The organism is Fictibacillus sp. WQ 8-8, assembly GCF_024494405.1.
GTDB classification, from domain to species: Bacteria; Bacillota; Bacilli; order Bacillales; family Fictibacillaceae; genus Fictibacillus_C; species Fictibacillus_C marinisediminis.
In genome coordinates this window covers 134,627-155,946 of the sequence record NZ_JAMXKG010000009.1, presented here as the reverse complement: position 1 = coordinate 155,946, position 21,320 = coordinate 134,627, and the positions used below count along the sequence as shown (strand labels likewise).

Annotated in this window: 23 protein-coding genes and 1 pseudogene; 14 read left to right on the top strand and 10 right to left on the bottom strand. The window is 43.7% G+C overall.

Going from position 1 to position 21,320, the window contains the following annotated elements; translation table 11 throughout:
• Window positions 1-59: 59 nt before the first annotated feature.
• The 5 genes from M1K46_RS19225 (at window position 60) to M1K46_RS19205 (ending at window position 3,469) form a co-directional block, all read left to right on the top strand.
• Window positions 60-521 (top strand): GNAT family N-acetyltransferase, encoded by a 462-nt coding sequence (locus tag M1K46_RS19225; RefSeq protein WP_256227291.1) that lies wholly within the window; start codon window positions 60-62, stop codon window positions 519-521.
• 51 nt (window positions 522-572) lie between these two features.
• Window positions 573-1,238 carry a GntR family transcriptional regulator gene (locus M1K46_RS19220; protein WP_375162222.1) on the top strand — a complete coding sequence of 222 codons (666 nt, stop codon included), beginning with the start codon at window positions 573-575 and terminating at the stop codon, window positions 1,236-1,238.
• Window positions 1,239-1,255: 17 nt separating this feature from the next.
• The gene (locus M1K46_RS19215; protein WP_256227290.1) at window positions 1,256-2,227 is read left to right on the top strand and encodes a DMT family transporter; all 972 of its coding nucleotides are present in this window, start codon (window positions 1,256-1,258) and stop codon (window positions 2,225-2,227) included.
• Between the two features lie 78 nt (window positions 2,228-2,305).
• On the top strand, window positions 2,306-2,725 hold the full coding sequence (locus M1K46_RS19210) for a hypothetical protein (RefSeq protein WP_256227289.1): 420 nt from the start codon (window positions 2,306-2,308) through the stop codon (window positions 2,723-2,725).
• 126 nt (window positions 2,726-2,851) lie between these two features.
• On the top strand, window positions 2,852-3,469 hold the full coding sequence (locus tag M1K46_RS19205) for a hypothetical protein (RefSeq protein WP_256227288.1): 618 nt from the start codon (window positions 2,852-2,854) through the stop codon (window positions 3,467-3,469).
• 34 nt (window positions 3,470-3,503) lie between these two features.
• Here M1K46_RS19205 and M1K46_RS25770 read toward each other — a convergent pair whose 3' ends face one another.
• Window positions 3,504-3,716: a hypothetical protein gene (locus M1K46_RS25770; protein WP_309144597.1), complete on the bottom strand. Its 213-nt coding sequence runs from the start codon at window positions 3,714-3,716 to the stop codon at window positions 3,504-3,506.
• A gap of 30 nt (window positions 3,717-3,746) precedes the next feature.
• Window positions 3,747-4,010 (bottom strand): hypothetical protein, encoded by a 264-nt coding sequence (locus M1K46_RS25765; protein ID WP_309144596.1) that lies wholly within the window; start codon window positions 4,008-4,010, stop codon window positions 3,747-3,749.
• 179 nt (window positions 4,011-4,189) lie between these two features.
• Between M1K46_RS25765 and M1K46_RS19195 the strand changes: the two genes are divergently transcribed.
• Window positions 4,190-4,789, top strand: a complete 600-nt coding sequence (locus M1K46_RS19195; RefSeq protein ID WP_256227287.1) for a nitroreductase family protein — start codon at window positions 4,190-4,192, stop codon at window positions 4,787-4,789.
• 274 nt (window positions 4,790-5,063) lie between these two features.
• Here M1K46_RS19195 and M1K46_RS19190 read toward each other — a convergent pair whose 3' ends face one another.
• From M1K46_RS19190 to M1K46_RS19180, 3 genes are all read right to left on the bottom strand, one after another.
• Complete coding sequence (locus M1K46_RS19190; protein ID WP_256227286.1) at window positions 5,064-6,059, bottom strand: LLM class flavin-dependent oxidoreductase; 996 nt, start codon at window positions 6,057-6,059, stop codon at window positions 5,064-5,066.
• Window positions 6,060-6,172: 113 nt separating this feature from the next.
• A complete protein-coding gene (locus M1K46_RS19185) occupies window positions 6,173-6,463 on the bottom strand; it encodes a putative quinol monooxygenase (RefSeq protein WP_256227285.1) in 291 nt (96 codons plus the stop codon).
• 122 nt (window positions 6,464-6,585) lie between these two features.
• On the bottom strand, window positions 6,586-7,008 hold the full coding sequence (locus tag M1K46_RS19180; RefSeq protein WP_053355311.1) for an organic hydroperoxide resistance protein: 423 nt from the start codon (window positions 7,006-7,008) through the stop codon (window positions 6,586-6,588).
• 172 nt (window positions 7,009-7,180) lie between these two features.
• Between M1K46_RS19180 and M1K46_RS19175 the strand changes: the two genes are divergently transcribed.
• The 3 genes from M1K46_RS19175 to M1K46_RS19165 all read left to right on the top strand — a co-directional run bounded on the left by M1K46_RS19175 (window position 7,181) and on the right by M1K46_RS19165 (window position 10,199).
• Window positions 7,181-7,618 (top strand): MarR family winged helix-turn-helix transcriptional regulator, encoded by a 438-nt coding sequence (locus tag M1K46_RS19175; protein ID WP_062236030.1) that lies wholly within the window; start codon window positions 7,181-7,183, stop codon window positions 7,616-7,618.
• Window positions 7,619-8,191: 573 nt separating this feature from the next.
• Window positions 8,192-9,637 (top strand): FAD-binding oxidoreductase, encoded by a 1,446-nt coding sequence (locus M1K46_RS19170; RefSeq protein WP_256227284.1) that lies wholly within the window; start codon window positions 8,192-8,194, stop codon window positions 9,635-9,637.
• Window positions 9,627-10,199 carry an MFS transporter gene (locus M1K46_RS19165; RefSeq protein ID WP_256227283.1) on the top strand — a complete coding sequence of 191 codons (573 nt, stop codon included), beginning with the start codon at window positions 9,627-9,629 and terminating at the stop codon, window positions 10,197-10,199. The genes M1K46_RS19170 and M1K46_RS19165 overlap by 11 nt, the downstream gene beginning before the upstream one ends.
• A 57-nt stretch (window positions 10,200-10,256) precedes the next feature.
• On the opposite strand, the pseudogene metG reads toward M1K46_RS19165, so the two are convergent.
• Window positions 10,257-11,887 (bottom strand): annotated as a pseudogene (gene metG, locus M1K46_RS19160) (methionine--tRNA ligase).
• 579 nt (window positions 11,888-12,466) lie between these two features.
• Between metG and M1K46_RS19155 the strand changes: the two are divergent.
• The gene (locus M1K46_RS19155) at window positions 12,467-13,930 is read left to right on the top strand and encodes a M36 family metallopeptidase (RefSeq protein WP_256227305.1); all 1,464 of its coding nucleotides are present in this window, start codon (window positions 12,467-12,469) and stop codon (window positions 13,928-13,930) included.
• 241 nt (window positions 13,931-14,171) lie between these two features.
• On the opposite strand, the gene M1K46_RS19150 is transcribed toward M1K46_RS19155, so the two are convergent.
• From M1K46_RS19150 to M1K46_RS19140, 3 genes are all read right to left on the bottom strand, one after another.
• Window positions 14,172-14,360, bottom strand: coding sequence for a hypothetical protein (locus M1K46_RS19150; protein ID WP_256227282.1), 189 nt, complete (start codon window positions 14,358-14,360; stop codon window positions 14,172-14,174).
• A gap of 81 nt (window positions 14,361-14,441) precedes the next feature.
• A complete protein-coding gene (locus M1K46_RS19145; protein WP_255357573.1) occupies window positions 14,442-14,567 on the bottom strand; it encodes a hypothetical protein in 126 nt (41 codons plus the stop codon).
• A complete protein-coding gene (locus tag M1K46_RS19140; RefSeq protein WP_053355305.1) occupies window positions 14,564-15,658 on the bottom strand; it encodes a tetratricopeptide repeat protein in 1,095 nt (364 codons plus the stop codon). The genes M1K46_RS19145 and M1K46_RS19140 overlap by 4 nt, the downstream gene beginning before the upstream one ends.
• A 210-nt stretch (window positions 15,659-15,868) precedes the next feature.
• Here M1K46_RS19140 and M1K46_RS19135 point away from each other — a divergent pair, with 210 nt between their 5' ends.
• The 4 genes from M1K46_RS19135 to M1K46_RS19120 all read left to right on the top strand — a co-directional run bounded on the left by M1K46_RS19135 (window position 15,869) and on the right by M1K46_RS19120 (window position 20,938).
• Window positions 15,869-16,528, top strand: coding sequence for a hypothetical protein (locus tag M1K46_RS19135; RefSeq protein WP_256227281.1), 660 nt, complete (start codon window positions 15,869-15,871; stop codon window positions 16,526-16,528).
• A gap of 217 nt (window positions 16,529-16,745) precedes the next feature.
• Window positions 16,746-18,182: an NAD(P)H-hydrate dehydratase gene (locus M1K46_RS19130; RefSeq protein WP_256227280.1), complete on the top strand. Its 1,437-nt coding sequence runs from the start codon at window positions 16,746-16,748 to the stop codon at window positions 18,180-18,182.
• A gap of 341 nt (window positions 18,183-18,523) precedes the next feature.
• Window positions 18,524-20,137 (top strand): APC family permease, encoded by a 1,614-nt coding sequence (locus M1K46_RS19125; RefSeq protein WP_256227279.1) that lies wholly within the window; start codon window positions 18,524-18,526, stop codon window positions 20,135-20,137.
• Window positions 20,138-20,314: 177 nt separating this feature from the next.
• Window positions 20,315-20,938, top strand: a complete 624-nt coding sequence (locus tag M1K46_RS19120) for a nitroreductase family protein (protein WP_062236003.1) — start codon at window positions 20,315-20,317, stop codon at window positions 20,936-20,938.
• Window positions 20,939-20,985: 47 nt separating this feature from the next.
• Here M1K46_RS19120 and M1K46_RS19115 read toward each other — a convergent pair whose 3' ends face one another.
• On the bottom strand, window positions 20,986-21,297 hold the full coding sequence (locus M1K46_RS19115; RefSeq protein WP_248251855.1) for a winged helix-turn-helix transcriptional regulator: 312 nt from the start codon (window positions 21,295-21,297) through the stop codon (window positions 20,986-20,988).
• Between the last annotated feature and the right edge of the window lie 23 nt (window positions 21,298-21,320).

The following is a 21,320-nucleotide window of genomic DNA, read 5'->3' as shown; positions in this document are numbered from 1 at the left end:
AGCCATTTTTTATAATGGTGCCTGGCACCCTTATAGTAAACTAGCGGGAGGGAGACTTCATGATTGAGTTAAAACCTGTCGATCGCGGCAACTGGGAAGAAGCGCTGCTGTTAAAAGTGAAAAAAGAGCAGGAGCATTTCGTGCCTTCTGTCGCTGTATCGCTGGCTAAAGTCTATATTAAGCCGGACGGCGATAATGTTGAGTACCTTCCGTTTGCTATCTATGCAGAAGGAATGATGGTAGGATTCATCATGCATGCATTTGAAGAGCAGAATGATAACATGTATTGGATCAATGGTTTTCTCATTGATGAAAAGCATCAGGGGAAGGGATATGGAAAAAGAGCGATGATTGAAATGATTTCTTGGATTGAGGAGAGGTTTCCTCATTCCCGTGAAACACGGCTTACGGTCCATCAAGAGAACCAGAAGGCAGCCGGACTGTATAAGAGGCTAGGCTATCTGCAAACGGGAGATGTATATGATGGAGAAATTGTGTACAAACGGGAAAGAATTCAATAGAACAAAACCAGTGGCTTTTGCACTGGTTTTTTTATTGAGTTGTCAATTGATATGCGATATATTGGTTTTATGAAAAACATTCAACAAATTAGACGATTATCATTAAGAGAAGAAGTGTATCATCATTTGAAGAACGCAATACTCTTATTAGAACTGGAGCCTGAGGAACGATTGCATGACAAAGATCTTGCGGAGCAATTCGGCATCAGCCGGACACCGGTAAGGGAGGCTCTAAAAAAACTTGAAGATGAAGGACTAGTCGAAGCGATGCCGGGTTCCGCGACAAGAGTCGCTCCGTTAAATAACGATGAAGCGAACCATGCATTTACCGTCGTTGCAGCACTTCATGCATTAGCCGCCAGACTTGCCGTTCCACTTCTGGAGGAAAAGGATATTAAAGAATTAAAAATACAAAATCAAAAGCTGAGATCTGCTATGGAAGAAAGGAATGTTATAGCCGCCATTCAAGCGGATGAAGATTTTCATCAGGTGTTTCTAACAGCAGCCGGAAATCCTGAGCTGGTGAAAGCGCTGGAGGTAAGTACCGCTAAGATCCGCCGTTTAGAAATGGCCCAATTCGGCTCCGTAAAAGGGGTGAATTCAATACAGCAGCATGAACAAATCATTGATGCCTGCATAGAAAAAGATAGTGAGAAAACGGCTCTCCTGACGGAAGTAAACTGGCTGAGTCTCGGAGAACTGCTGATTCAAAAATGAAGAGAGAGGTGTACTCCATGCGGCCTGTCATCGTCGGAATTTGCTCTGCTTTCTTTTTTGCCTTTACATTTGTGCTAAACCGTTTAATGGAATTATCAGGAGGAAGCTGGATCTGGAGCGCTTCACTTCGCTATTTTTTCATGGTGCCCTTTCTGCTGATTATTGTAATGTTAAGGGGAAACTTGGGCCAGCTGATGCAGACCATGAAAGAACAGCCGAAAAGCTGGCTGTTATGGAGTTTGGTGGGCTTCGGCCTATTTTATGCTCCCATCTGTTTTGCTGCAGCCTATGAACCTGGATGGCTGATCGCCGGAACGTGGCAGATTACCATTATCTCAGGCTCACTTCTCGTTCCTTTTTTTAAGGAACAGGTTCAAACATCACAAGGGCTTCAATCGGTAAGAGGGAAGATTCCGTTAAAGGGGCTCTCCATGTCGTTGATCATCCTTCTTGGCATTGTCCTGATGCAGATGGAGCAGGCAAGAACACTTTCGTTCAATGATGTGCTGCTAGGAGCACTTCCTGTGTTAGTCGCTTCGTTTGCTTATCCTCTCGGTAATCGAAAAATGATGGTGTTATGCGGAGGTCGGTTGGATGCTTATCAGCGGGTACTTGGCATGACGCTCGCCAGTCTTCCTTTCTGGATCGTTCTCGCTTTTATTGGCTGGCTGGCCGATGGGCCTCCAACGGCAGTCCAAACCTTTCAATCCGCCCTTGTAGCTCTTTCTTCCGGCGTTATCGCCACGGTGCTGTTCTTTTATGCCACGGATCTTGTCAGGGGGAACATGCAGCAGTTAGCGGCTGTCGAGGCGACCCAATCTGCGGAAGTCCTCTTTGCGGCAATGGGTGAAATATGGCTGTTATCCTTGCCGATGCCCTCCGCTTTATCATGGCTTGGCATGGCATTAATCATGGTTGGAATGATTCTTCACAGCTATGTTTCACAGGTAAAAAAACGCTCAAACCTAAAAAGAGCTAACGTTTCATAAAAAGGGATTTATTTCCTTGTCTATTTTATTAATCATTCGGGTATTAACATTGGTAAAAGAGGAAGGGAAGACTTAGCCATGGCTTGGATTGAAGATCACTTGCTGCTTGTCATACTGGTGGTGCTTGCAATCATCGTGTTTGTGTTATTGTTTAAACTTGCTCTGCGTGCCGCCCTCATATTTGGAGTTATTGCTATCATCGCTATTGTCATATTTGGGGTAAGCCCCGACAAAATTATGAACATAGGAAAACAAGGCGTGAATTCTGCATCAACGGCATATAAAAAAACGATCGAGCCTGTGATAAAAAAAGAAATGGTCGATGCCAAACATGTTGAAAAGAAAGACGGAAGCTTTGTTATTCAGAGTAAAAGCGTAAAGATCACAGGCAAGGATGGGGACGAAAACGCGAAAGTCGTCTATAAAGGAAAAACCTATGATGTTGATATGAATGTGGTTAAGCCACTGCGTGAACAAATCGATACGACAAAACAATAAAAACGTGATAAGCAGGCCTGGAATGATAAGAGTGAGATTCCAGGCTTTTTTGTGTTCTCGAAGGATACATTCATATTTCTGGATTTGGTGGCAATAATTTATAAGAGCAGGAAATGAGGTGTATGAATGAAACGAAAGTCGGTCCTTATGATTAGTCTGGCCTACACGCTTTTTATGGCGGTCTTGTTTTTTTATTACTTTCCAAAAGGAGAGGTTCACAGCTATCAGGTAGCATTAGGAGGAGTTCTGTGCGGAGCCATACCGCTTGTCCTTGCCCGGTTTACTAAATTAAAGTTTAACCTGCCCATATTGCTTTCCTATTTAGCTTTTCTTTTTGCATCACAATATTTAGGTTCCATTCTTCATTTTTATGGTCTGGGCTGGTGGGATACGTTTCTGCATTTACTGAGCGGAGCTTTGCTGGCTTTCGTTGCAGTGGCTCTTTATGAAAGGCTCGTTCATCGGGAAGGAGGCACGCATATTTCAGCATGGCTTGTCTTCTGGTTCGTTCTTTCATTTGCCGTTCTTGGCGGAGTCATCTGGGAGATGTATGAGTTCAGTATGGATCAGATCTTTGCTATGACGCTGCAGGGCGGGGGAAACAGCGATACGATGGTGGATCTTATTGCGGATACGTCAGGCGGCCTTATCATTGCCGTCATTTCACTGGTACGGACAAAACAAAAATTCGATGCACCAGACGGCGGGAAAGAACCTGGTCTGCCTCCTGAATCCTTGGCATAATGACAGCCCGAATCAACAAAGATTCGGGCTGTTCTTATTTTCTGTTCCAATGCTGAAGCAAAGGTCCATCCGTACCGAAAACAGGATCGGTTTCAGGGAGAGGAACATTACGTATTTCTTCTAGAGCCGTAGGGCGTTCACCGTCGACTCCGCGCATCAGATTATAATCCATTCCGTTGGGGTAAGCACCAGCCACTTGAAAATCCGCGCTGGATTCCATGTTAATATGCCCGGTTCCAGCTGGCAAAACGATGACATCACCAGCATGAATCTGCAGCTATTGTCCGGATTTTCCACCAATCTTAACTGTCGCAAATCCCGATATGACACCTAATACCTCATGAGTGTTGCTGTGATAATGATGATAGTCGAAAATGCCGTTCCGCCAGCTGTTTAGCCAGTTGTTCTCATTAAAAATCTGTTCGGCTTGATAAGATCGTTCGGCTAAAACCCCTTCGTAGAACAATACCGGCCAATCTGGGTGATTAGGAATGAATCCATCATCTTCAAAATAATAGGTTTTCACCTCAAACGTACTCATTTCGATTTGCCTCCTCAGTACCCTTTTAAAATGAATTCCCGCTATGGCTGAAGATTAACCACAATGAATCGCTTATTTTATTGAAAGTTAACACTTGACGTAATGAAATATATTATTTATACTAACTTACATAAAGTAATAAACAATAAAAATGGTTCGTTTAGTGGAGGGAAATTAACATGGCAAAAGATTTTTTAACTTCAGTTCAAGAGAGACGCTCTTATTATGGAATCAGAAAAGAAGCCGTTGTTTCTCATGAAAGAATTCAGGAAATCATCAATCATGCGGTAAAATACACACCATCTTCTTTTAATTCACAAAGTGCCCGTGTTGTTGTATTGCTTGGCGAAAACCACGATAAACTTTGGAATATCACGAAAGAAACTCTTCGTGCCATCGTTCCGGCAGATCAGTTTTCTCCGACAGAAGAAAAAATGAACGCGTTCGGAAGCGGATACGGAACCGTCCTATTTTTCGAAGACCAAAAAGTAGTGGAAGGGCTTCAAGAAGCATTCGCTGCTTATGCAGACAATTTCCCAATCTGGTCCAACCATTCTTCAGGGATGCTCCAATTTGTTGTTTGGACTGCACTAGAGAATGAAGGATTCGGTGCATCACTCCAGCACTACAACCCAATCATTGATGAAGAAGTCAAAAAAGAATGGAATGTGCCAGAAAACTGGAAGCTTATCGCTCAAATGCCATTCGGCAAGCCTGTGGCAGCACCAGGCGAAAAAGAATTCCAGCCGCTTGAAGACCGTGTGAAAATCTATAAATAAAAATAAAAAGGGGCTGTCCAGAAAGTCGAAAATTGACCTTCAGGCAGCCCCTTTTTGGCTTGAAAAATCTTCAATGAAAAGTTAATTGAAGTGGAAGATGCGAGACTCCTGCGGGACTAGCGTGACAGGTGAGACTCCCGCCGGTGCTTGCACCAAGAGGCTCACCGCACGCCCCGCGGAAAGCGGCAGCCTGGAACGGAAATCAACAGCTTACAGACTTCTTGGACAGCCCCTTTTTGTTGTGTCATTTATTATCCAATCAATAAACATGCAGCTACTTAAATAGATGGGCTAATCTCTCATACGATTTTTTTCTTTCTGCAAAAGAAAATACATTTGTCAAAATCATAAATTCAGCAGTCTGATACTGTTCTGAAAGTAATATAAGCTTGTCTCTTACGATCTCTGGAGAACCGATCACCATACGTTCTCTGTTCTTTTTGATTTGTTCCCGGTCAAACTGTGTGAAGGAGTATGATTTTGATTCTTCAATGTTCGGTATCCGGCTGTCCAGGCCCTTTTCAACACGGAGAAGCCAAAGGTCCTGGCTTAAAGCTAGTTCTTCAGCATGCTCATCCGTTTCCCCGCAGATCACAAAAACCGCAGCGATACCAGCCGGTTTTTCGAAAAAGGCTGATGACTGAAAGGTTTTATGATAGGTCTGAAACGCTTCCTGTCCCCTCTCGGGATTGATAAAATGCCCAAATACATAACCGATACCAAGCTCGGCAGCCTGCCTGGCGCTGTTTTCGCCCATTCCCAGTTCCCAAAGGCCTGGCGGTGAGGGGGCTTGAGGAGAAGTTTTTACCCCATGAAAAGGATGATCAGAAGGGAGGGAGTTCGTCAGGTAATACGATAGATCCTGGAGCTGCCGGGGAAATGCGGTTAAGCTTTTCTTTATGTTGTCTGTTAAAGCAAGTCTCGTTTTCATCGTACCGCCGGGTGACCGGCCCACTCCAAGATCGATTCTGCCCGGCGAAAGAGCTTCCAGCTGCTGAAAGGTTTCTGCAACCTTAAACGGACTGTATTGCGGCAAAAGGACACCGCCAGAACCAAGCCGGATAGATTGGGTGAGTGCGGCGGTATGGGCAATCAGTATTTCAGGAGCCGTGCTTGCCAGCCCCTTTGTGCTGTGATGCTCGGCAAACCAATACCGGTGATAGCCAAGCTTTTCAGCAATCTGGGCGAGCTGTATACTTTGCTGCAATGTCTCTGCAGCAGTCTGCCCTTTTGGAACAGGAACTTGATCTAATATACTTAAGGATATCAAGAGAAAGCATCCTTTCTGTTAAAAATACTGTTACCTTATGTATGCAGCAAAATCACTGCTTTAAAACGCAAATGTGAATAAACAGGAAAAACGAGGTGCCAGGCACCCCGTTTTTAACCGATCTGATTCCATTTTTGGACATTGCGTACATCAATCAGGGGCTCAATGTTTGTTCTGTAAGTCTGATAATGTGCCGATTCAATATGACTGTCGATTGCATTCTGATCTTTCCATAATTCATACAGCATAAAAACTTTTGGATCATCCTGCGATTGATGAAGGTTATAGTGTAAGCATCCTTCCTCGATTCTCGAATGCTTCAATACTTCAAGAAGTACGTTCTGCGCTTCTTCTTCACGTCCAGGTTTTGGTGTAAGCGTGGCTGAAACTGCGATAGGGCTCATCATTTTTTCCTCCCATTTTTGTTTAGTTAGAGTGAACCTACTATAACGGACACACTAAAAAGTCATCCCATTTGCCTAAGCAAAAACCAGTCCCGGATCATGAGACTGGCTTCTTGCATTCATTATACAGCTGTAACGTGAAGAGTCACTTCAATGTTTCCGCGGGTTGCTTTTGAATAAGGACATACTTGGTGAGCCTGTTCGATCAGCTGCTGGGCTTCTTCCTGACTGGCTCCCTTAATGGCAGCATGTAAAGCAACTGCTAAACCAAAGCCTCCATCGGTATCTTTGCCGATGCTTACTTCTGCGGTAACACTGGATTCAACTCGTTTTCTTGCCTGGCGGGCTACAAGCTGAAGAGCACTGTCAAAGCAGGCTGCGTAACCTGCAGCGAATAATTGTTCAGGGTTGGTAGCACCTGCTTCTTCTTTTCCGCCAAGTGCTTTTGGCATGGATAGTGAAAAATCAAGAGTGCTGTCACTGGATTTAACTTTACCTTGTCGTCCGCCGTCTGCGGTTGCTTTTGCTGTGTATAAAGATTCCATGCATGATCTCTCCCTTTTGATTTATATTGTGCACAATTTAATTACTTGATATCAATTTAACATGAAGTGATTTGTTTGTCAAAAATTAAATTGTGAAAAATTTAATTTGACGATAATGTTTGGTTGAAATATAGTGGAAATAGAATTATGAAGTGAGAGGAGGCGAAGAAAAATGAGTAACGACCCATTGAAACTGGAAAACCAGATCTGTTTTATGGTGTATGCGGCTGCCCGTGAAATCACGAAGCAGTACCGTCCATTGCTCGAGGAGCTCGACGTCACCTACCCGCAATACCTGGTCCTGCTCGTACTATGGGAAAAGAAAGAGCTAGCTGTGAAAGATCTTGGTGAGAAGCTGTTCCTCGATTCGGGTACCCTGACACCAATGCTGAAAAGAATGGAAGCTCATAGGCTGATCATGAGGAACCGTTCCAAGCAGGATGAGCGAAGTGTGATGGTCTCCTTGACGGAAAGAGGGGAAGGGCTGCGTGAGAAAGCAGCATGTATTCCCGGAGCACTGCTTGAAAACATAAAGATGGAAGACGATGAACTGAAAAACTTGAAGAGAAGCCTTGGTAAAATACTGAACAACATTCAAGAAAAAGAGTAAAGGGGCTGTCCAAGAGGTCTGGTAGCTGTTGATCTCCGCTCCAGGCTGCTCGCTTTCCGCGGGGCGTGCGGTGAGCCTCTTGGCGCAAGCGCCTGCGGGAGTCTCACCTGTCACGCTAGTCCCGCAGGAGTCTCACCTGTCACGCTAGTCCCGCAGGAGTCTCGCACCTTGCACTCCAATCAACTATTGAAGATTTTTCACGTCAAAGGAGCTGCCTGAAGGTCAATTTTCGACTTTCAGGACAGCCCCTTTTTACTGAAGTTATGTTCTGAGGTTTTGCTGGTGATCATGGACTTGGTTTACATACCTTCCTATGGCTGTCTGTTACAGCTGCAGCCATTCTATACGCGGTCATAGGTTTGAAAGTATGGGATAAAAGAAACAACCAGTGAAAAAGCTTCCAGAAATAAAGATGAAAAGCTCCTAAATAAGATTGGAAAACGGGTGGAGAAATCCACCCGTTTTGTTTTGGCTGTTACCAATCTGTCTAGGTGAAAACAACTATATACACATATGGGTTAATTTGGTAACATAAACGCGGACGAAGGAACAGTGGATAGGAAGGATTATTTTATGAAGAGTAATATTATTTTAGCTGTTTTCTTGCTGATTTTCATAGTCGGCTGGACGGCGTCATTTGCTGCATACAAACATCGGCAGGAATCTAAAACCGTGGAAGATGCGGCACGTTTATTGCCGACAAAAGTAAAGGAAATCAGACGGAGCACATCACAGAAAGAACTTCAGAAATGGATTAAGGATGCGTCGGAATCAGGGGAAAAGATATCCATTGCGGGCATGCAGCACAGCCAGGGAGGGCAAACGTACTTCCCAGACTCTATTATGCTTGATATGAAAACATACAATAGAGTACTGAATTTTCAGCCTGATAAAAAAAGAATTACTGTTCAGAGCGGAGCAACATGGAACGATATCCAGCGTTATATACATAGAAATGGACTCGCCGTTCAAGTGATGCAGTCCCAAAATATTTTCACCGTTGGCGGTTCGATCAGTGTCAATGTACATGGGAGAGATATAAGGTATGGTTCTTTAATTGATACGGTAGAGTCTTTGCGGCTGTTAAAAGCAGATGGGACGATTATTAATGTCAGCAGAAAACAAAATCATGAGCTGTTTGAACTCGTGAATGGGGGTTATGGTTTATTTGGCGTCATACTAGATGTAACACTTAAATTAGCACAGGATGAATGGTATGAAAATGAAGTAATCGCGATGGACTACAGTGAGTACATGGACTATTTTAAAAGAAAGGTCAAGCATGATCCTAACATCCGTATGCATATGGCCCGCCTGTCCATCGCACCCGATCCTTCGTTTTTTAAAGAGATGTACGTTACCAATTACCGGTTGCTGCAGAATCAAAAATCAACAAAAAACGAGCCGCTGAGGAACGATGGAAATGTCGTGCTGCCTAAAGTATTGCTCGGAACGTCACGGTACAGCAGTTGGGGCAAGGAATTATTATGGAAAACTCAGAAAAACTATTTTCTGAAGCAAAATGGAAAAGTGGAGACACGGAATAATGTTATGCGTTCAGACAGTGAATTTATGGAATATGACAGTCAAAACAGGACAGAGATCCTGCAGGAATATTTTGTTCCAGTGGATGAATTCTCTTCTTATGTGGATGACTTAAAGGCAGTTCTTACTAAAGAAGATCTGAATGTGCTGAATATTACGATACGCTATGTTGATCAAGACCAGCAGGCGATGATGACGTATGCGAAAAAGGATATGTTTGCCCTTGTTTGGCTGATCAATCAGGAGAAAAGCAAGAAAGGCACTGCTGATACTAAAAGAGTAGTCCGCAAGCTCATTAAAATTACACTCGATCATGGAGGCAGCTATTATCTGCCTTATTACCCTTTCGCCAGCCAAAGCCAGCTGGAACGTGCCTATCCGCATACGCAGGAATTCTTTGCACTGAAAAGAAAGTATGATCCGTCCGAAATGTTCATGAACTACTTTTATAAGGAGTACGGAGATGACCTATAAACAGCTCATACGTTCACAAAGCGTTATGATGACGGCAAGCAGCATCGCATTTCCTTTTTATCTGCTGCTTCTCCGCAATCTGGGTAACAGCTATTCTCAATTCGGCTGGGCCTATGGTCTGTTTGCTTTATCTTCCGCCTTATTTCATCCGTTCATTGGCAAAGTGAGTGACAGGTTTGGTGACCGTATACTGCTGCTGATCTATGCATGGGGAATGGCGGTGGTCATGCTGCTGGTTCCAGTCCTATCTGAGACCTGGCATGTTTATGTTATTCAGATAGTTATGGGCCTTTTGGGAGCATTTCAGAAAACAACAGAAAAAACAGCCCTATCCCGCCACACGGAAAGAAGCAATGCCGGTAAAAAGGTGGGCCACTATCATTTATGGACGTCTATTTGGGCAGCACTTGCTGTCATCATGACAGGATACATGATTGATTTTCTAACCATCGGCTCATTGTTTTATCTTACCTCTTTGTTGTATTTGATCGGAGGGATAATTCTCTGGAAGCGCCCCGTTATGGATGAATCAGCCAGCCAGTTGGATAAAAAGGTGATGTAAAGTAAAAAGAAGGACGAACCCCAGGTTCGGGTGTTTCGTCCTTTCATTTTGTAAGGATCAAGAAGGATTACCCAAGCGCTTTAGTTCCTCGTTGATCTGTTTAATATCAATCCGCTCAAACAGCGGCTTTACACCTGAAAGCTGAATTCGATCCGGATAAATCACCTTCCACGATGATTCTTTCATTCCAAGTGCCTGCTGGACTTCTTTGCTCGAAAAAGGAAGGAATGGTTCCAGCAGCTGCGCGAGATTAGCGATAATGGCAACACAGGTAGCCATTGTTGTCTCACAGCCAGCAGGGTTCTCATTAATTTGTTTCCAAGGCTGCTGTTCATCAAAATATTTATTCGCCGAACGGATGTAAGCGAAAATTTCTTCAAGTGCTTCTTTAAAACGGGACTCTTCAATCAAACGGCCTGTCTTTTGGTAAAGAGGAGGTAAAAGGGATTCTGCGATACGATCAACTCTACTCTTTGGCAAGAGCCCCCCGTAATATTTTTCAATAAATTTAAGTGTCCGGTTCACAAAATTGCCGTAGGCGCCAAGCAGTTCGCCGTTATGGCTATAGATGAACTCTCTCCATGAAAAATCAGTATCCCGGTTTTCGGGTGCATTGATCGTTAGGAAGTAGCGGATCGAATCCGGATGGTACCTCTCCAGAATGTCTGGAACCCAACCGCCCAATTTTTACTCGTGGATAATTTTTTCTTCTCCAGTGTCAAATATTCATTCGAAACAATGTGACGGGGAAGGGCGGGATTTTGAGTTCCGTGCAGGATGGCAGGCCAGATGATGGTGTGGAACGGAATGTTATCCTTGCCATGGACATAATACGTGATCGTGTCTTCCTTCCAAAAGAGTGAATCCTCATTGCCAGTCTCCTGTGACCATAATTGGCTGGCAGAAAAATAGCCTGACACCGCTTCAATCCAGACATACACCTTTTTGTCTTCATAGCCCTCAATCGGGATACTTACTCCAATAGGCAAGTCACGTGAAACGGCACGGTCGATCAATCCTTCTTGTAGATAGCGCTTAGTCAACTGAATGGCATTCTGCCGCCAGGAGTGTTTCTGCTCTGCTCGTTCAACATCTCTTTCCAGCTTTTCCTGAAACTGACGAAGCGCAAAATAGAAATGCTCAGTGAGCTTGAACACGGGCGGCTGGCCGCATTGCTTACATGTCCGGTCCAGCAGATCAGCAGGATCAAGGATGGTAGAACAATAGTCGCACTGATCTCCTCGCGCCTGTTTTCCGCATACGGGGCAGGTACCCTCAACATAACGGTCAGGCAGAAACTGATCGTAGGTTTCACAATACGCTTGCTCCATTTCTTTTTTATAGATATATCCGTTGTTTAATAAAGTAAGAAAAATCTTCTGAACGACCTCATGATGTTGGGGGTGGTCCGTTCTCGTGTAACAGTCGTACGAGAAACCGAGCCTGGTGAAGCAATCCTGAAATTCGGTATGATAGCGGTCCGCTACTTCCTGCGGTGAAATGTTTTCCTGCCTTGCCCGGATAGTAATCGGTGTCCCGTTGCAGTCACTGCCTGAAACGTATAATACGTTCTCTCTCTTTAGGCGGTAATAGCGGGCTAACAGATCTCCGGGCAGCAGACTTGAAATGTGACCAGTGTGCAGTGAGCCATTCGCATAGGGCCAGGCTCCTCCAATAAAAATCGCCATTAGTCATCCTCCTCAATTTAGAGTTCAGTTATATCAGAATTGGCTAAACTGTTGGATTGCATGCTTAGACATTAAAAAAACCGTCCATATCTAAACATAGATAAGGACGGGGCTGATCTTCCCGTGGTACCACCTTCATTCATGAGAGGCTTGCGCCTGTCACCTCAGCTAGTACGGAGTGGATAAAAAACACTCTTATACTGTGGATTTGATAACAAGTGCCACCACTTGCTGCCGCCTACTTGCGTAAAGAAGCGTTCGGGACAGAGCTCAGAGACCATTTTCAAACCGTCATTTTTTGCTTCTTTTCAGCTGCCGGAGCTCTCTGTGTAAAAATAGTACGATTCTGCTTTTCTCATCATTGCTTTTTTGAATAAGGATTTTGTAACCATTATTATAGCAAATATATTCAAATAATATCCAGTATTACAATAAAATAGATAAATAAGTCTATTGCTTGCATGTCACCTCCGGGAGTAAAATTAAATTGTCTGAAAATTATGATAGCGAGGAGACAGGTGAATGAAAAAGAGGAACATGGCATTGGCGGCCGCGGCCGTGATATTATTGTCAGTCAGTATGCCTTCTTTTCAGCATGGAAACAGCCCTGCTTTAAGAGGAAATGCTGTAAACGCTCAATCATTAAGCGCGAAATCTTCTGCAGATGACTTTTTAAAAAGGAATGCCGCTAAGTACAACCTTTCAAATGATCTCTCAGGCCTGGACTATGTTACGACCATTTCAACAGCTGCCGGCAGCTATGTGCGTTATCAGCAGATGGTAAACGGTTCACCTGTTTTCTCCAAGCAGCTTACTGCGACAGTAGATCTTGATGGACATGTCAGTTTGATAGTCTCAGATTATACACCATATAACTCAGTTGAACGTGCGCCGGACAAGCTTACAAAGGAGCAGGCTGAGACAAAGGCTGCTGCCTATATCAATGACAAAGGAAAAGGTAAGTGGGGCACGACCGAGAACACGTTTGGCTATGTGATTCAAAACGGCAAAGCCATTCCTGTGTATAAAGTCGTGATTCATGCGAATGAACCATTTGGGGCCTGGGAAGCGATCGTCCATGCGGGCAATGGGAGATTAATAGAGAAAAAGGATCTTAACCAAAAAGCAACAGGTTCAGGGCAGGTTTTTCTACCGAATCCGGTGGAGTCCAGTGGAAGTGCGGCAGGGCTGGCAGACAATAATGATGCGGATTCACCAGCATTGAACGCCCAGCTTAAAAATGTTCAATTATTGGGTCTTGATGGAACAGGAAAACTGGCAGGCCAATATGTTGCCATTAACTCAAAAGCAAGGACGAAAAGTTCAACTCTTACATTCAATTACACTCGCTCGGATAATCAATTTGAAGATGTAATGGCTTACTATCATATTGATACCTTGCAGCGCTACATTCAATCGCTAGGTTTTACCAACATCAACAACCGTTCGATTACAGCGAATGTGAATACGTATAAACAGGATAACTCTTTTTACAGCCCGACGAAGAAGGATCTTACCTTTGGTTCTGGCGGGGTGGATGATGCTGAGGATGCAGGAGTCATCGCTCACGAATATGGACATTCTATTCAGGACAATCAGGTTCCAGGTTTTGGGGACTCCCTTGAAGGAGGATCTATGGGGGAGGGCTTTGGAGACTATCTTGGTGCAACCTATGAGGATGCAGTTACAGGGGATGGATTTGGACATGCTTGTGTTGCGGAATGGGATTCAACCTCCTATTCTTCGTCAAACCCTCCTTGTCTGAGAAGACTGGATGAAAATAAAGTATACCCAAGGGATGTTGCCGGGGAAGTCCATGCGGATGGAGAGATTTGGTCTCAGCCCCTATATGAGCTGGCAGGAGCTATTGGAAGGGACGCTGCTACAAAAATTATTTTGCAGTCTCATTGGTCACTGACACCCAATGCAACATTTAATGACGGGGCACGGGCGATCAAGCAGGCAGATCAGCAGCTCAATGGCGGCCGCAATGCAAAAACAATTGATGCAGTCTTTAAAGCGAGAGGACTATCAACCAATTAATACATGAAAAAAGGGGCTGTCCAAGAAGTCTGTAAGCTGTTGATTTCCGTTCCAGGCTGCTCGCTTTCCGCGGGGCGTGCGGTGAGCCTCTTGGTGCAAGCACCGGCGGGAGTCTCACCTGTCACGCTAGTCCCGCAGGAGTCTCGCATCTTCCAGTTCAATTAACTTTTCATTGAAGATTTTTCAAGCTAAAAAGGGGCTGCCTGAAGGTCAATTTTCGACTTTCTGGACAGCCCCTTTATTATTTATTTTTATTCTGATCCAATTTCACGATCTTATATGCATCATGCTTGATGACTTGCCTTTCGTGCTGTGGATCTACCTCCTGAAATTCTTTGAAATCTGCCACTACAGTATCTGGAAAGCTTGCAATGACCCTGGCTTTCATGTTATTTACTTCGATTACGTCGTAAGGAAGTGCTGGTTTCATAGAAATCTCCTTTATAATGATTTGAACCCATAAAAAAAGAGCCAATCGGGCTCTTTTTTATGACAAGCTCAAATTCTGATCTTACACGTGTGTAGGTGTGTCACGGATTACTCCGTGCTCGCTTTGAAGGCTGCCATTAGCAGCAGCTGCACCCATCAAGGCTGTTAAAACCAAAAAAGTTCCCAGTAAAATTTTTGCTTTTTTCATCGTAAATACCCCATTTCTTCAATTTTGGTTTTAGCGCGGTACGCCTGATAAAAATAAGTACTGGCTTTCTCAAACTTTTTTTCATGATGAAGAATCGTAGCAATGGCTTCGGTATAATCTTGTACAAAGCCCCATAACTGCTGTTCTTCAAAGTATTTCAAATGCTCAGTAACAACTTGCTCGATTTCCTCAGAGGGAAGATTAGAGTACTGGGCATTTAAAATTTGCAGGTGGTGAATATACTCTTCATTCTGAATGGTGCTGCAAACGTCCATGCCTTGCTGGAGATAAAAAAAACCATTCTCTTTATCTTCCATTTTGAAGTATTCCCGTGCGAGCAGGAAGGATAGTTTATGGGGGATAAACTCCTTGCTGTACAGTTCGCTAAGGTGGCGAATGGCAATATCGGACAAATTTTGTTCAGAATAAAGGAATCCAAGGTTATAGCGTATAAAGTTGAGAAGCTCTTCATCTTTAAACTTCTCAGCGATATCCAGTGAATCCAAAAAGTGCTCTTCTGCCTGCTCGTACTGTTTTAGACTAAGACAGCAGAGACCTAGAATGTTTTCGCAGTCTGCACTTCTGAGATCGTTTTTTGAAACTTCTTCATACGTGGTTTTAGCCAGTTTTGCATAGCTGAGTGAAAGCAGAAACTTTCTGCTGTGATAATAGGCAGTGGCCGCTTTATAAAAAAATTCGGCAACTTCGATCTTATCTTCAATACTGCCCATAAATCTTTCCGCTTCATAATAGCAGGCCACAGCTTCTATGTACTGGTTCATACTGTAGGCATAGACGCCTTTGAAAAAGTGATAGTAGAAAGCCATTTCAGGGGATAACTGTCTTTGAAGCAGTTCAAGCTGCTGCAATAGAACTGCAGTGTCATCAAAGTTTTTTTGGATGAGTGTATACCGGATCTCCAGCAGCGAATGCCATAACAGTTCTTGCTGATCCAGTCCGGCAGGATCGATTTGTTCCTGCACCTCAATATTTAATTCTTCGACCACTGCCAGATTTCGATCCCTCATACTCACGTTCCATCGACTGAGCAATTCAATGACTTCAGACGCCTTTTCTGTTTGTAATATCATGATAACTCCCCTTAAGAAGGTTATATGAAAATAGTAGCATATAATGGAAAAAGGAAAGTTGGGAAAGTAGTATTGAAAATATAGCGATTATTAAGCAGGAATCTATCTCATTTTCCCAAGTTATTCTAAAATTCGGATTTTTCATCTTTATTCATTTTGGGTTTATAATAGTAGCCATTGTGGTAATTAGCAATGAGGAAGGTGAAGATTATGTACAAGCTCATCTCGCTTGCTATACCAATTGTACTGCTGAGCGTATGGCTTGGCTTTGCGCATGGTGACAAAGCGAAAACGGAAGAAAATATGCCAAAAACTAAAATAAATTCAGGATCGCACCCTTTAAATACATTATCTAATGTGGTTGTTTCAACCGACAGTCTTTCGAATCAGGAAAAGGATATCATGCTGGAGCAGGTCATATCTACAGACAAGCTCTTTCCCGATCAGCGACCTGCCAGTATATCGGCTCACAGCGGCAAAACCTACGCGAATGCGAAAGAAAAGCCGGTGAAAGAAAGTATAGTAAAACCGGTGAAGCAAAAACCAGCAAAGGAAAAAAAGGTAAATAAACCCAAAGATAACAAAGGCTTGAAAAAAGGAAAAGTGAAAAAAGACAAGCCGGTAAAGCCGGAAAAACCGGCAAAAGAGGAAGAAAACCCCGTTAAAATTCCGAAGCCTTCTGAAAAGCCTGCTGATCAGACAAAGCCAAAACCTGAACCAAAGCCTGAAAAACCAATGCCGCCTGAGGAAGAAGATACAAATAAGGACGATGGGACAGATGGCGGTCAAAGTGATGCTCAGCCATCACAGCAGGATAACAGTGCTCAAATACAGAGCATAACCCCTCAAAATGAGAGTACAACAGAATGAAACGAAGGCCTTTTCTGATGAGAAGGTCTTTTTTGTTGTGATCTTGAGAGAAAAGTCTTGCTTGTTTGAGCAGCGTAACTCAAAATAATTGAACCTTTTAGAAAAGTCAGATAACTCTATGGCCTGATTTCAGATAAACACAGTTGTTCATCAACTCACAGAAAAGGGTAGGATACTATGGAAGCAATATTTTTAGGCGTTGAGGAGGCTCTATTCTATGTATATCTTTACAGGAGATGAAATTAAAAAAATCGATCAAACAGCACAAAATAGCGGCATGGATGTGTATACCTTGATGGAGAATGCCGGAAAAGCTCTGTATGAAGCCGTTTCGGATCTGGTAACCAGAGAAAGCCGTATCCTTGTCATGGCGGGTAAAGGCAATAACGGTGGAGACGGCATCGTGCTCTCAAGATACCTTCAGCAGAACGGATTCCATTGTGAGCTCGCCCTTCCAGATGGAAAACCTGGCACGGAAACAGCGTTCAAACATTTTACTTATTATACGGCTTGCGGCCTGAAGGTCTCCGAACGGGAAGGGAAATATGATGTGATCATTGACGCCCTGCTCGGTGTCGGAACTTCTCCTCCCTTAAGAGGGAAGATTGCCCAAGAGGTCAGATGGGCAAATTCGCAGCAAGCACTGAAAATAGCGGTGGATCTCCCTACAGGTGTTTCTGCAGATCATGGAAAAACAGATGAAGCCTTTCAAGCAGAATTTACTTTTTGCCTGCATGGCTTTAAACCCTCTGCGTTTTTAGAAGGAAGTACAGATTTCTTTGGTGTCACCAGAGTGTTATCAATCGGTTTGCCTCAGCAATCCAATTGGCAAGTTTGGACAGAAGAAAATGTTCGGTCAACGTTTCATAAGAGGTTTGCCGGTGCTCATAAAGGAACGTTTGGAACAGGCCTTCTTCTTGCAGGATCTGATGAGATGCCAGGAAGTGCGCTGCTGGCTGGAAAAGGCGCATTAAAAAGCGGCATTGGAAAACTGACTATAGGAACGAGCCGTTTTGTCTCAGGGATTCTGGCGGGGCAGCTGCCAGAAGCGATGTACAAGCATGACGGACTAGAGGCTGTGGGAGAGGGCGATGTACCAAAAGGGATAAAGGCCTGCGCGATCGGACCAGGGCTGGCAGATGCTGAAAAAACCGACATGGCATTACAGCACTTAATGAACACGGATCTGCATCTGGTCATCGATGCAGGAGCACTAAAAAAACGAACGTACCCGAAGCGAAAAGGTTTAGTGATCCTAACCCCGCATCCGGGTGAATTCAGCAGAATGACAGGCGTACCAGCCAGTGACATACAAAAAAACAGATTTCAGTATGCTCTTGCCTATGCACAGGAACAGAACGCAATCGTTATTTTGAAAGGAAGATATACGGTGCTGGCCTTTCCTGACGGCAGCCTCATTGTCAATCCGACAGGCAACGCCGGACTGGCTAAAGGGGGAACAGGTGACACGCTTACCGGAATGCTTCTGGCTTTCGTTTCCTCAGAAAAAGACGTAAAGCCGGCTGTAGCCAATGCAGTTTATTTTCATGGAGCAAGTGCTGATTTATGGGAACAGACAAATGCTGAACGAGGATTGCTCGCCAGTGATGTAAGTGAACACCTTCCGCTGGTCATGAAATCATTTGAGCATTAAATCCGTAATTAGACAAAGTTTCCAACTTAACATAGATAAAAGTTTATTACAAATAAAAAAGTCAGACGTTCAACTTATGAAGAAAAGGCACGAAAGTAACTAATGGGCAGCGATTTAAGGGATGGTTTTTAATTTTGGCAATGCTATTGGGGTGAACTATCTTCTGATAGCTAAAAGCTTGCAGCAGATAGGTGGATTAGCAAGCATATAGATTAAAAATATGTTTCATAAACCGCAAATACGGATAATTTTATGTATTATTTGTCAAAATACGTCGAAAAATAATTAGAATGAGGAGTGCAAAGTACTAAGGAATTTTGAAATTTTGAAGGAGGAAGTTCATGTCAGATCAAGGACCATTTAAAAAAACGATATCATTATTAGATCTTATACTCATCGGACTAGGAGCCATCTTTGGATCAGCTTGGCTGTTTGCAGTAAGTAATGTTGCTTCCAAAGCAGGACCACTCGGGAGTATTTCCTGGATTATCGGAGGAGTCATCGTTCTGCTGATCGGGCTTGTCTATGCTGAACTGGGTGCAGCCCTTCCGCGTACAGGGGGGATTTTAAGGTATCCGGTGTATTCGCATGGACCGCTGGTAGGATATCTCATATCCTTTATTACTATCGTTGCTTACACAAGTTTGATTTCAATAGAAGTAACAGCTGTCAGACAGTATATCGCTTACTGGTTTCCAGGGCTTACGAAAGCAGGGTCTGACTCACCGACGATCACAGGCTGGCTCGTACAGTTCGGTTTGCTTTGTGTGTTTTTCCTGTTGAACTACTGGAGTGTTAAAACATTTACAAAATCGAACATTATCATTTCGATCTTTAAATATTTTGTCCCGCTCACCATTATCACCGTGTTAGCCTTCCATTTTAAATCCGGAAACTTTTCGGTTGAAGGATTCGCTCCATTTGGTTTCCAAGGTGTCCAGGCCGCAATATCCACAGGCGGTGTTATGTTTGCCTATCTAGGGCTCCATCCGATTGTATCTGTTGCAGGTGAAGTAAAGAATCCTCAGCGGAACATTCCAATCGCTCTCATTGTGTGTATCGTTCTCGCCGCAGTGATTTATACTCTTCTGCAAGTTCTGTTTATCGGTGCCATTCCTACAGATGTGCTTGGTGGAGGCTGGCAAAAGATACAGCAAGAATTCGCCCTGCCGTTTAAAGATATAGCAGTCGCGCTGGGACTAGGATGGCTTGCGACCATCGTTGTGCTTGATGCCGTCATTTCACCCGGAGGAAATGGAAATATCTTTATGAACACAACATCCCGTTTAGTGTACGCATGGAGCCGTACAGGAACACTGTTTAATGTATTCTCAAGAGTACATGAAAAAACAGGAATCCCTCGGCCGTCATTATGGCTGTCCTTCGTGCTGTCCGTGTTCTGGACACTGCCGTTTCCATCTTGGAACGCGCTCGTAAATGTGTGTTCAGTTGCCTTGATCCTTTCCTATGCGATCGCTCCGATTTCTTCGGCGGCCTTCCGCTTAAACGCGAAGGATCTTCATAAGCCATTTACTCTTAAAGGGATGAGTATTATTGCTCCTCTCTCCTTTATTTTCGCGACCTATATCGTCTATTGGTCCGGATGGAAGACGATTTCATGGTTGATCGGTTCACAGCTTCTGATGTTCGTCATCTACCTGCTCTTTTCGAAGTATGTACCGAAGAAGGATGTCAGTCTTGCACAGCAATTGAAATCATCATGGTGGCTAGTTGCCTACTATGTGATGATGCTTATCATTTCGTATATCGGTTCCTTTGGAGGCGGAATAGGTGTGTTGAGTAATCCATTTGATCTCATAATCATTGCTATCGGCTCTCTGTTGATTTATTTCTGGGCCAAACATTCCGGGCTGCCAAAAGCCATTATTGATAATGATGATGAGGATCTTAAAGAACAAGAAGAAAGCATAAAGGAAAATCCTGTTTCAACGTAATAAACAAATCAACTATAAATAAAGAGTCTCTCCCAAACCGGGGGAGGCTCTTTATCATATAGGGTATGGAAGTTGACACCCTTGAGAAAAAGAAGTATATTACTTATTGTTTCTTTATTTTGTGCAAAATTTAATTTCAGGCAATAAAATATATGGAATTTAAATGGAGGTTATCTTATGTCAACCAGAGATTTCACGGATGTTATCAATGAACGTCACTCAGTAAGAAAATATGATCCTTCTGCAGAACTGTCAGCAGAAGAAATTACAGAACTCCTTGAGGACGCAGCTAAAGCACCATCTTCTTGGAACCTTCAGCACTGGAAGTTTCTTGTGTTCCATGATCAGCAAGCAAAAGAGCAGCTTCTTCCGATTGCTTATAATCAGGAACAAGTAGTGCAAGCATCAGCAGTTGTTGCCATTCTTGGTGATTTAGAAGCTGACCAAAATGCTGACAGAGTTTATCAGGATGCCGTTGATGGCGGATTTATGACAGAGGAAATTAAAACAGCACTTGTTAGCCAGATTAAAGATGCTTATGCAACACGTCCGGAAATGGCTCGTGATGAGGCCATCCGCAATGCCTCACTCGCATCCATGCAGCTTATGCTTACAGCAAAAGCAAAAGGACTTGATACGTGTGCAATGGGTGGATTCAATGCCGATGAACTCGTAAAAGCGTTTGGCATTCCGGAAAGGTATCTTCCCGTTATGCTGATATCTGTAGGAAAGGCAGCTAAAACAGCTCATCAGACTGCCCGATTCCCGATCCAAGAAGCGATTGTATGGAACAAATTTTAATTTATGTAAAGTAAAAAAGCAGCTCTCACATGTGAGAGCTGCTTTTTTTAGGCTTCAAGCCAGTTTTGAGACCAATTTTCCACTTCTCTCATGATCGGCTGGAACGCCAATCCTTTTTCAGTAAGGGAATACTCTATGCGTACAGGGGTCTCTGGAATAACCACCCGTTTTACTAAACCATGCTGTTCAAGGTCCTTTAATCTCTCAGAAAGAATCCTGCCGCTCACTCCGATGGCTGATTCAATGGCACAAAAACGGTGAGGGCCGGATAGAAGCAGATAAATAATCATGCCCGTCCATCGCTGGCTCAAGAGATTCATTGTTTTTTCGAACCTGGGACAAAGTTTGGACGTGTTCATTATGTACCTTCACCTCGCTAATT

Bases quoted from the DNA above. Each gene is read 5' to 3' on its own strand.
- M1K46_RS19130 (WP_256227280.1), top strand. From the start codon at position 16,746: ATGTATATCTTTACAGGAGATGAAATTAAAAAAATCGATCAAACAGCA.
- M1K46_RS19150 (WP_256227282.1), bottom strand. From the start codon at position 14,360: ATGAAACCAGCACTTCCTTACGACGTAATCGAAGTAAATAACATGAAA.
- M1K46_RS19205 (WP_256227288.1), top strand. From the start codon at position 2,852: ATGAAACGAAAGTCGGTCCTTATGATTAGTCTGGCCTACACGCTTTTT.
- M1K46_RS19215 (WP_256227290.1), top strand. From the start codon at position 1,256: ATGCGGCCTGTCATCGTCGGAATTTGCTCTGCTTTCTTTTTTGCCTTT.
- M1K46_RS19170 (WP_256227284.1), top strand. From the start codon at position 8,192: ATGAAGAGTAATATTATTTTAGCTGTTTTCTTGCTGATTTTCATAGTC.
- M1K46_RS19175 (WP_062236030.1), top strand. From the start codon at position 7,181: ATGAGTAACGACCCATTGAAACTGGAAAACCAGATCTGTTTTATGGTG.
- M1K46_RS19155 (WP_256227305.1), top strand. From the start codon at position 12,467: ATGCCTTCTTTTCAGCATGGAAACAGCCCTGCTTTAAGAGGAAATGCT.
- M1K46_RS19225 (WP_256227291.1), top strand. From the start codon at position 60: ATGATTGAGTTAAAACCTGTCGATCGCGGCAACTGGGAAGAAGCGCTG.
- M1K46_RS19135 (WP_256227281.1), top strand. From the start codon at position 15,869: ATGTACAAGCTCATCTCGCTTGCTATACCAATTGTACTGCTGAGCGTA.
- M1K46_RS19140 (WP_053355305.1), bottom strand. From the start codon at position 15,658: ATGATATTACAAACAGAAAAGGCGTCTGAAGTCATTGAATTGCTCAGT.
- M1K46_RS19185 (WP_256227285.1), bottom strand. From the start codon at position 6,463: ATGAGCCCTATCGCAGTTTCAGCCACGCTTACACCAAAACCTGGACGT.
- M1K46_RS25765 (WP_309144596.1), bottom strand. From the start codon at position 4,010: ATGAGTACGTTTGAGGTGAAAACCTATTATTTTGAAGATGATGGATTC.
- M1K46_RS19115 (WP_248251855.1), bottom strand. From the start codon at position 21,297: ATGAACACGTCCAAACTTTGTCCCAGGTTCGAAAAAACAATGAATCTC.
- M1K46_RS19195 (WP_256227287.1), top strand. From the start codon at position 4,190: ATGGCAAAAGATTTTTTAACTTCAGTTCAAGAGAGACGCTCTTATTAT.
- M1K46_RS19125 (WP_256227279.1), top strand. From the start codon at position 18,524: ATGTCAGATCAAGGACCATTTAAAAAAACGATATCATTATTAGATCTT.
- M1K46_RS19180 (WP_053355311.1), bottom strand. From the start codon at position 7,008: ATGGAATCTTTATACACAGCAAAAGCAACCGCAGACGGCGGACGACAA.
- M1K46_RS19145 (WP_255357573.1), bottom strand. From the start codon at position 14,567: ATGAAAAAAGCAAAAATTTTACTGGGAACTTTTTTGGTTTTAACAGCC.
- M1K46_RS19210 (WP_256227289.1), top strand. From the start codon at position 2,306: ATGGCTTGGATTGAAGATCACTTGCTGCTTGTCATACTGGTGGTGCTT.
- M1K46_RS19165 (WP_256227283.1), top strand. From the start codon at position 9,627: ATGACCTATAAACAGCTCATACGTTCACAAAGCGTTATGATGACGGCA.
- M1K46_RS19220 (WP_375162222.1), top strand. From the start codon at position 573: ATGCGATATATTGGTTTTATGAAAAACATTCAACAAATTAGACGATTA.
- M1K46_RS19120 (WP_062236003.1), top strand. From the start codon at position 20,315: ATGTCAACCAGAGATTTCACGGATGTTATCAATGAACGTCACTCAGTA.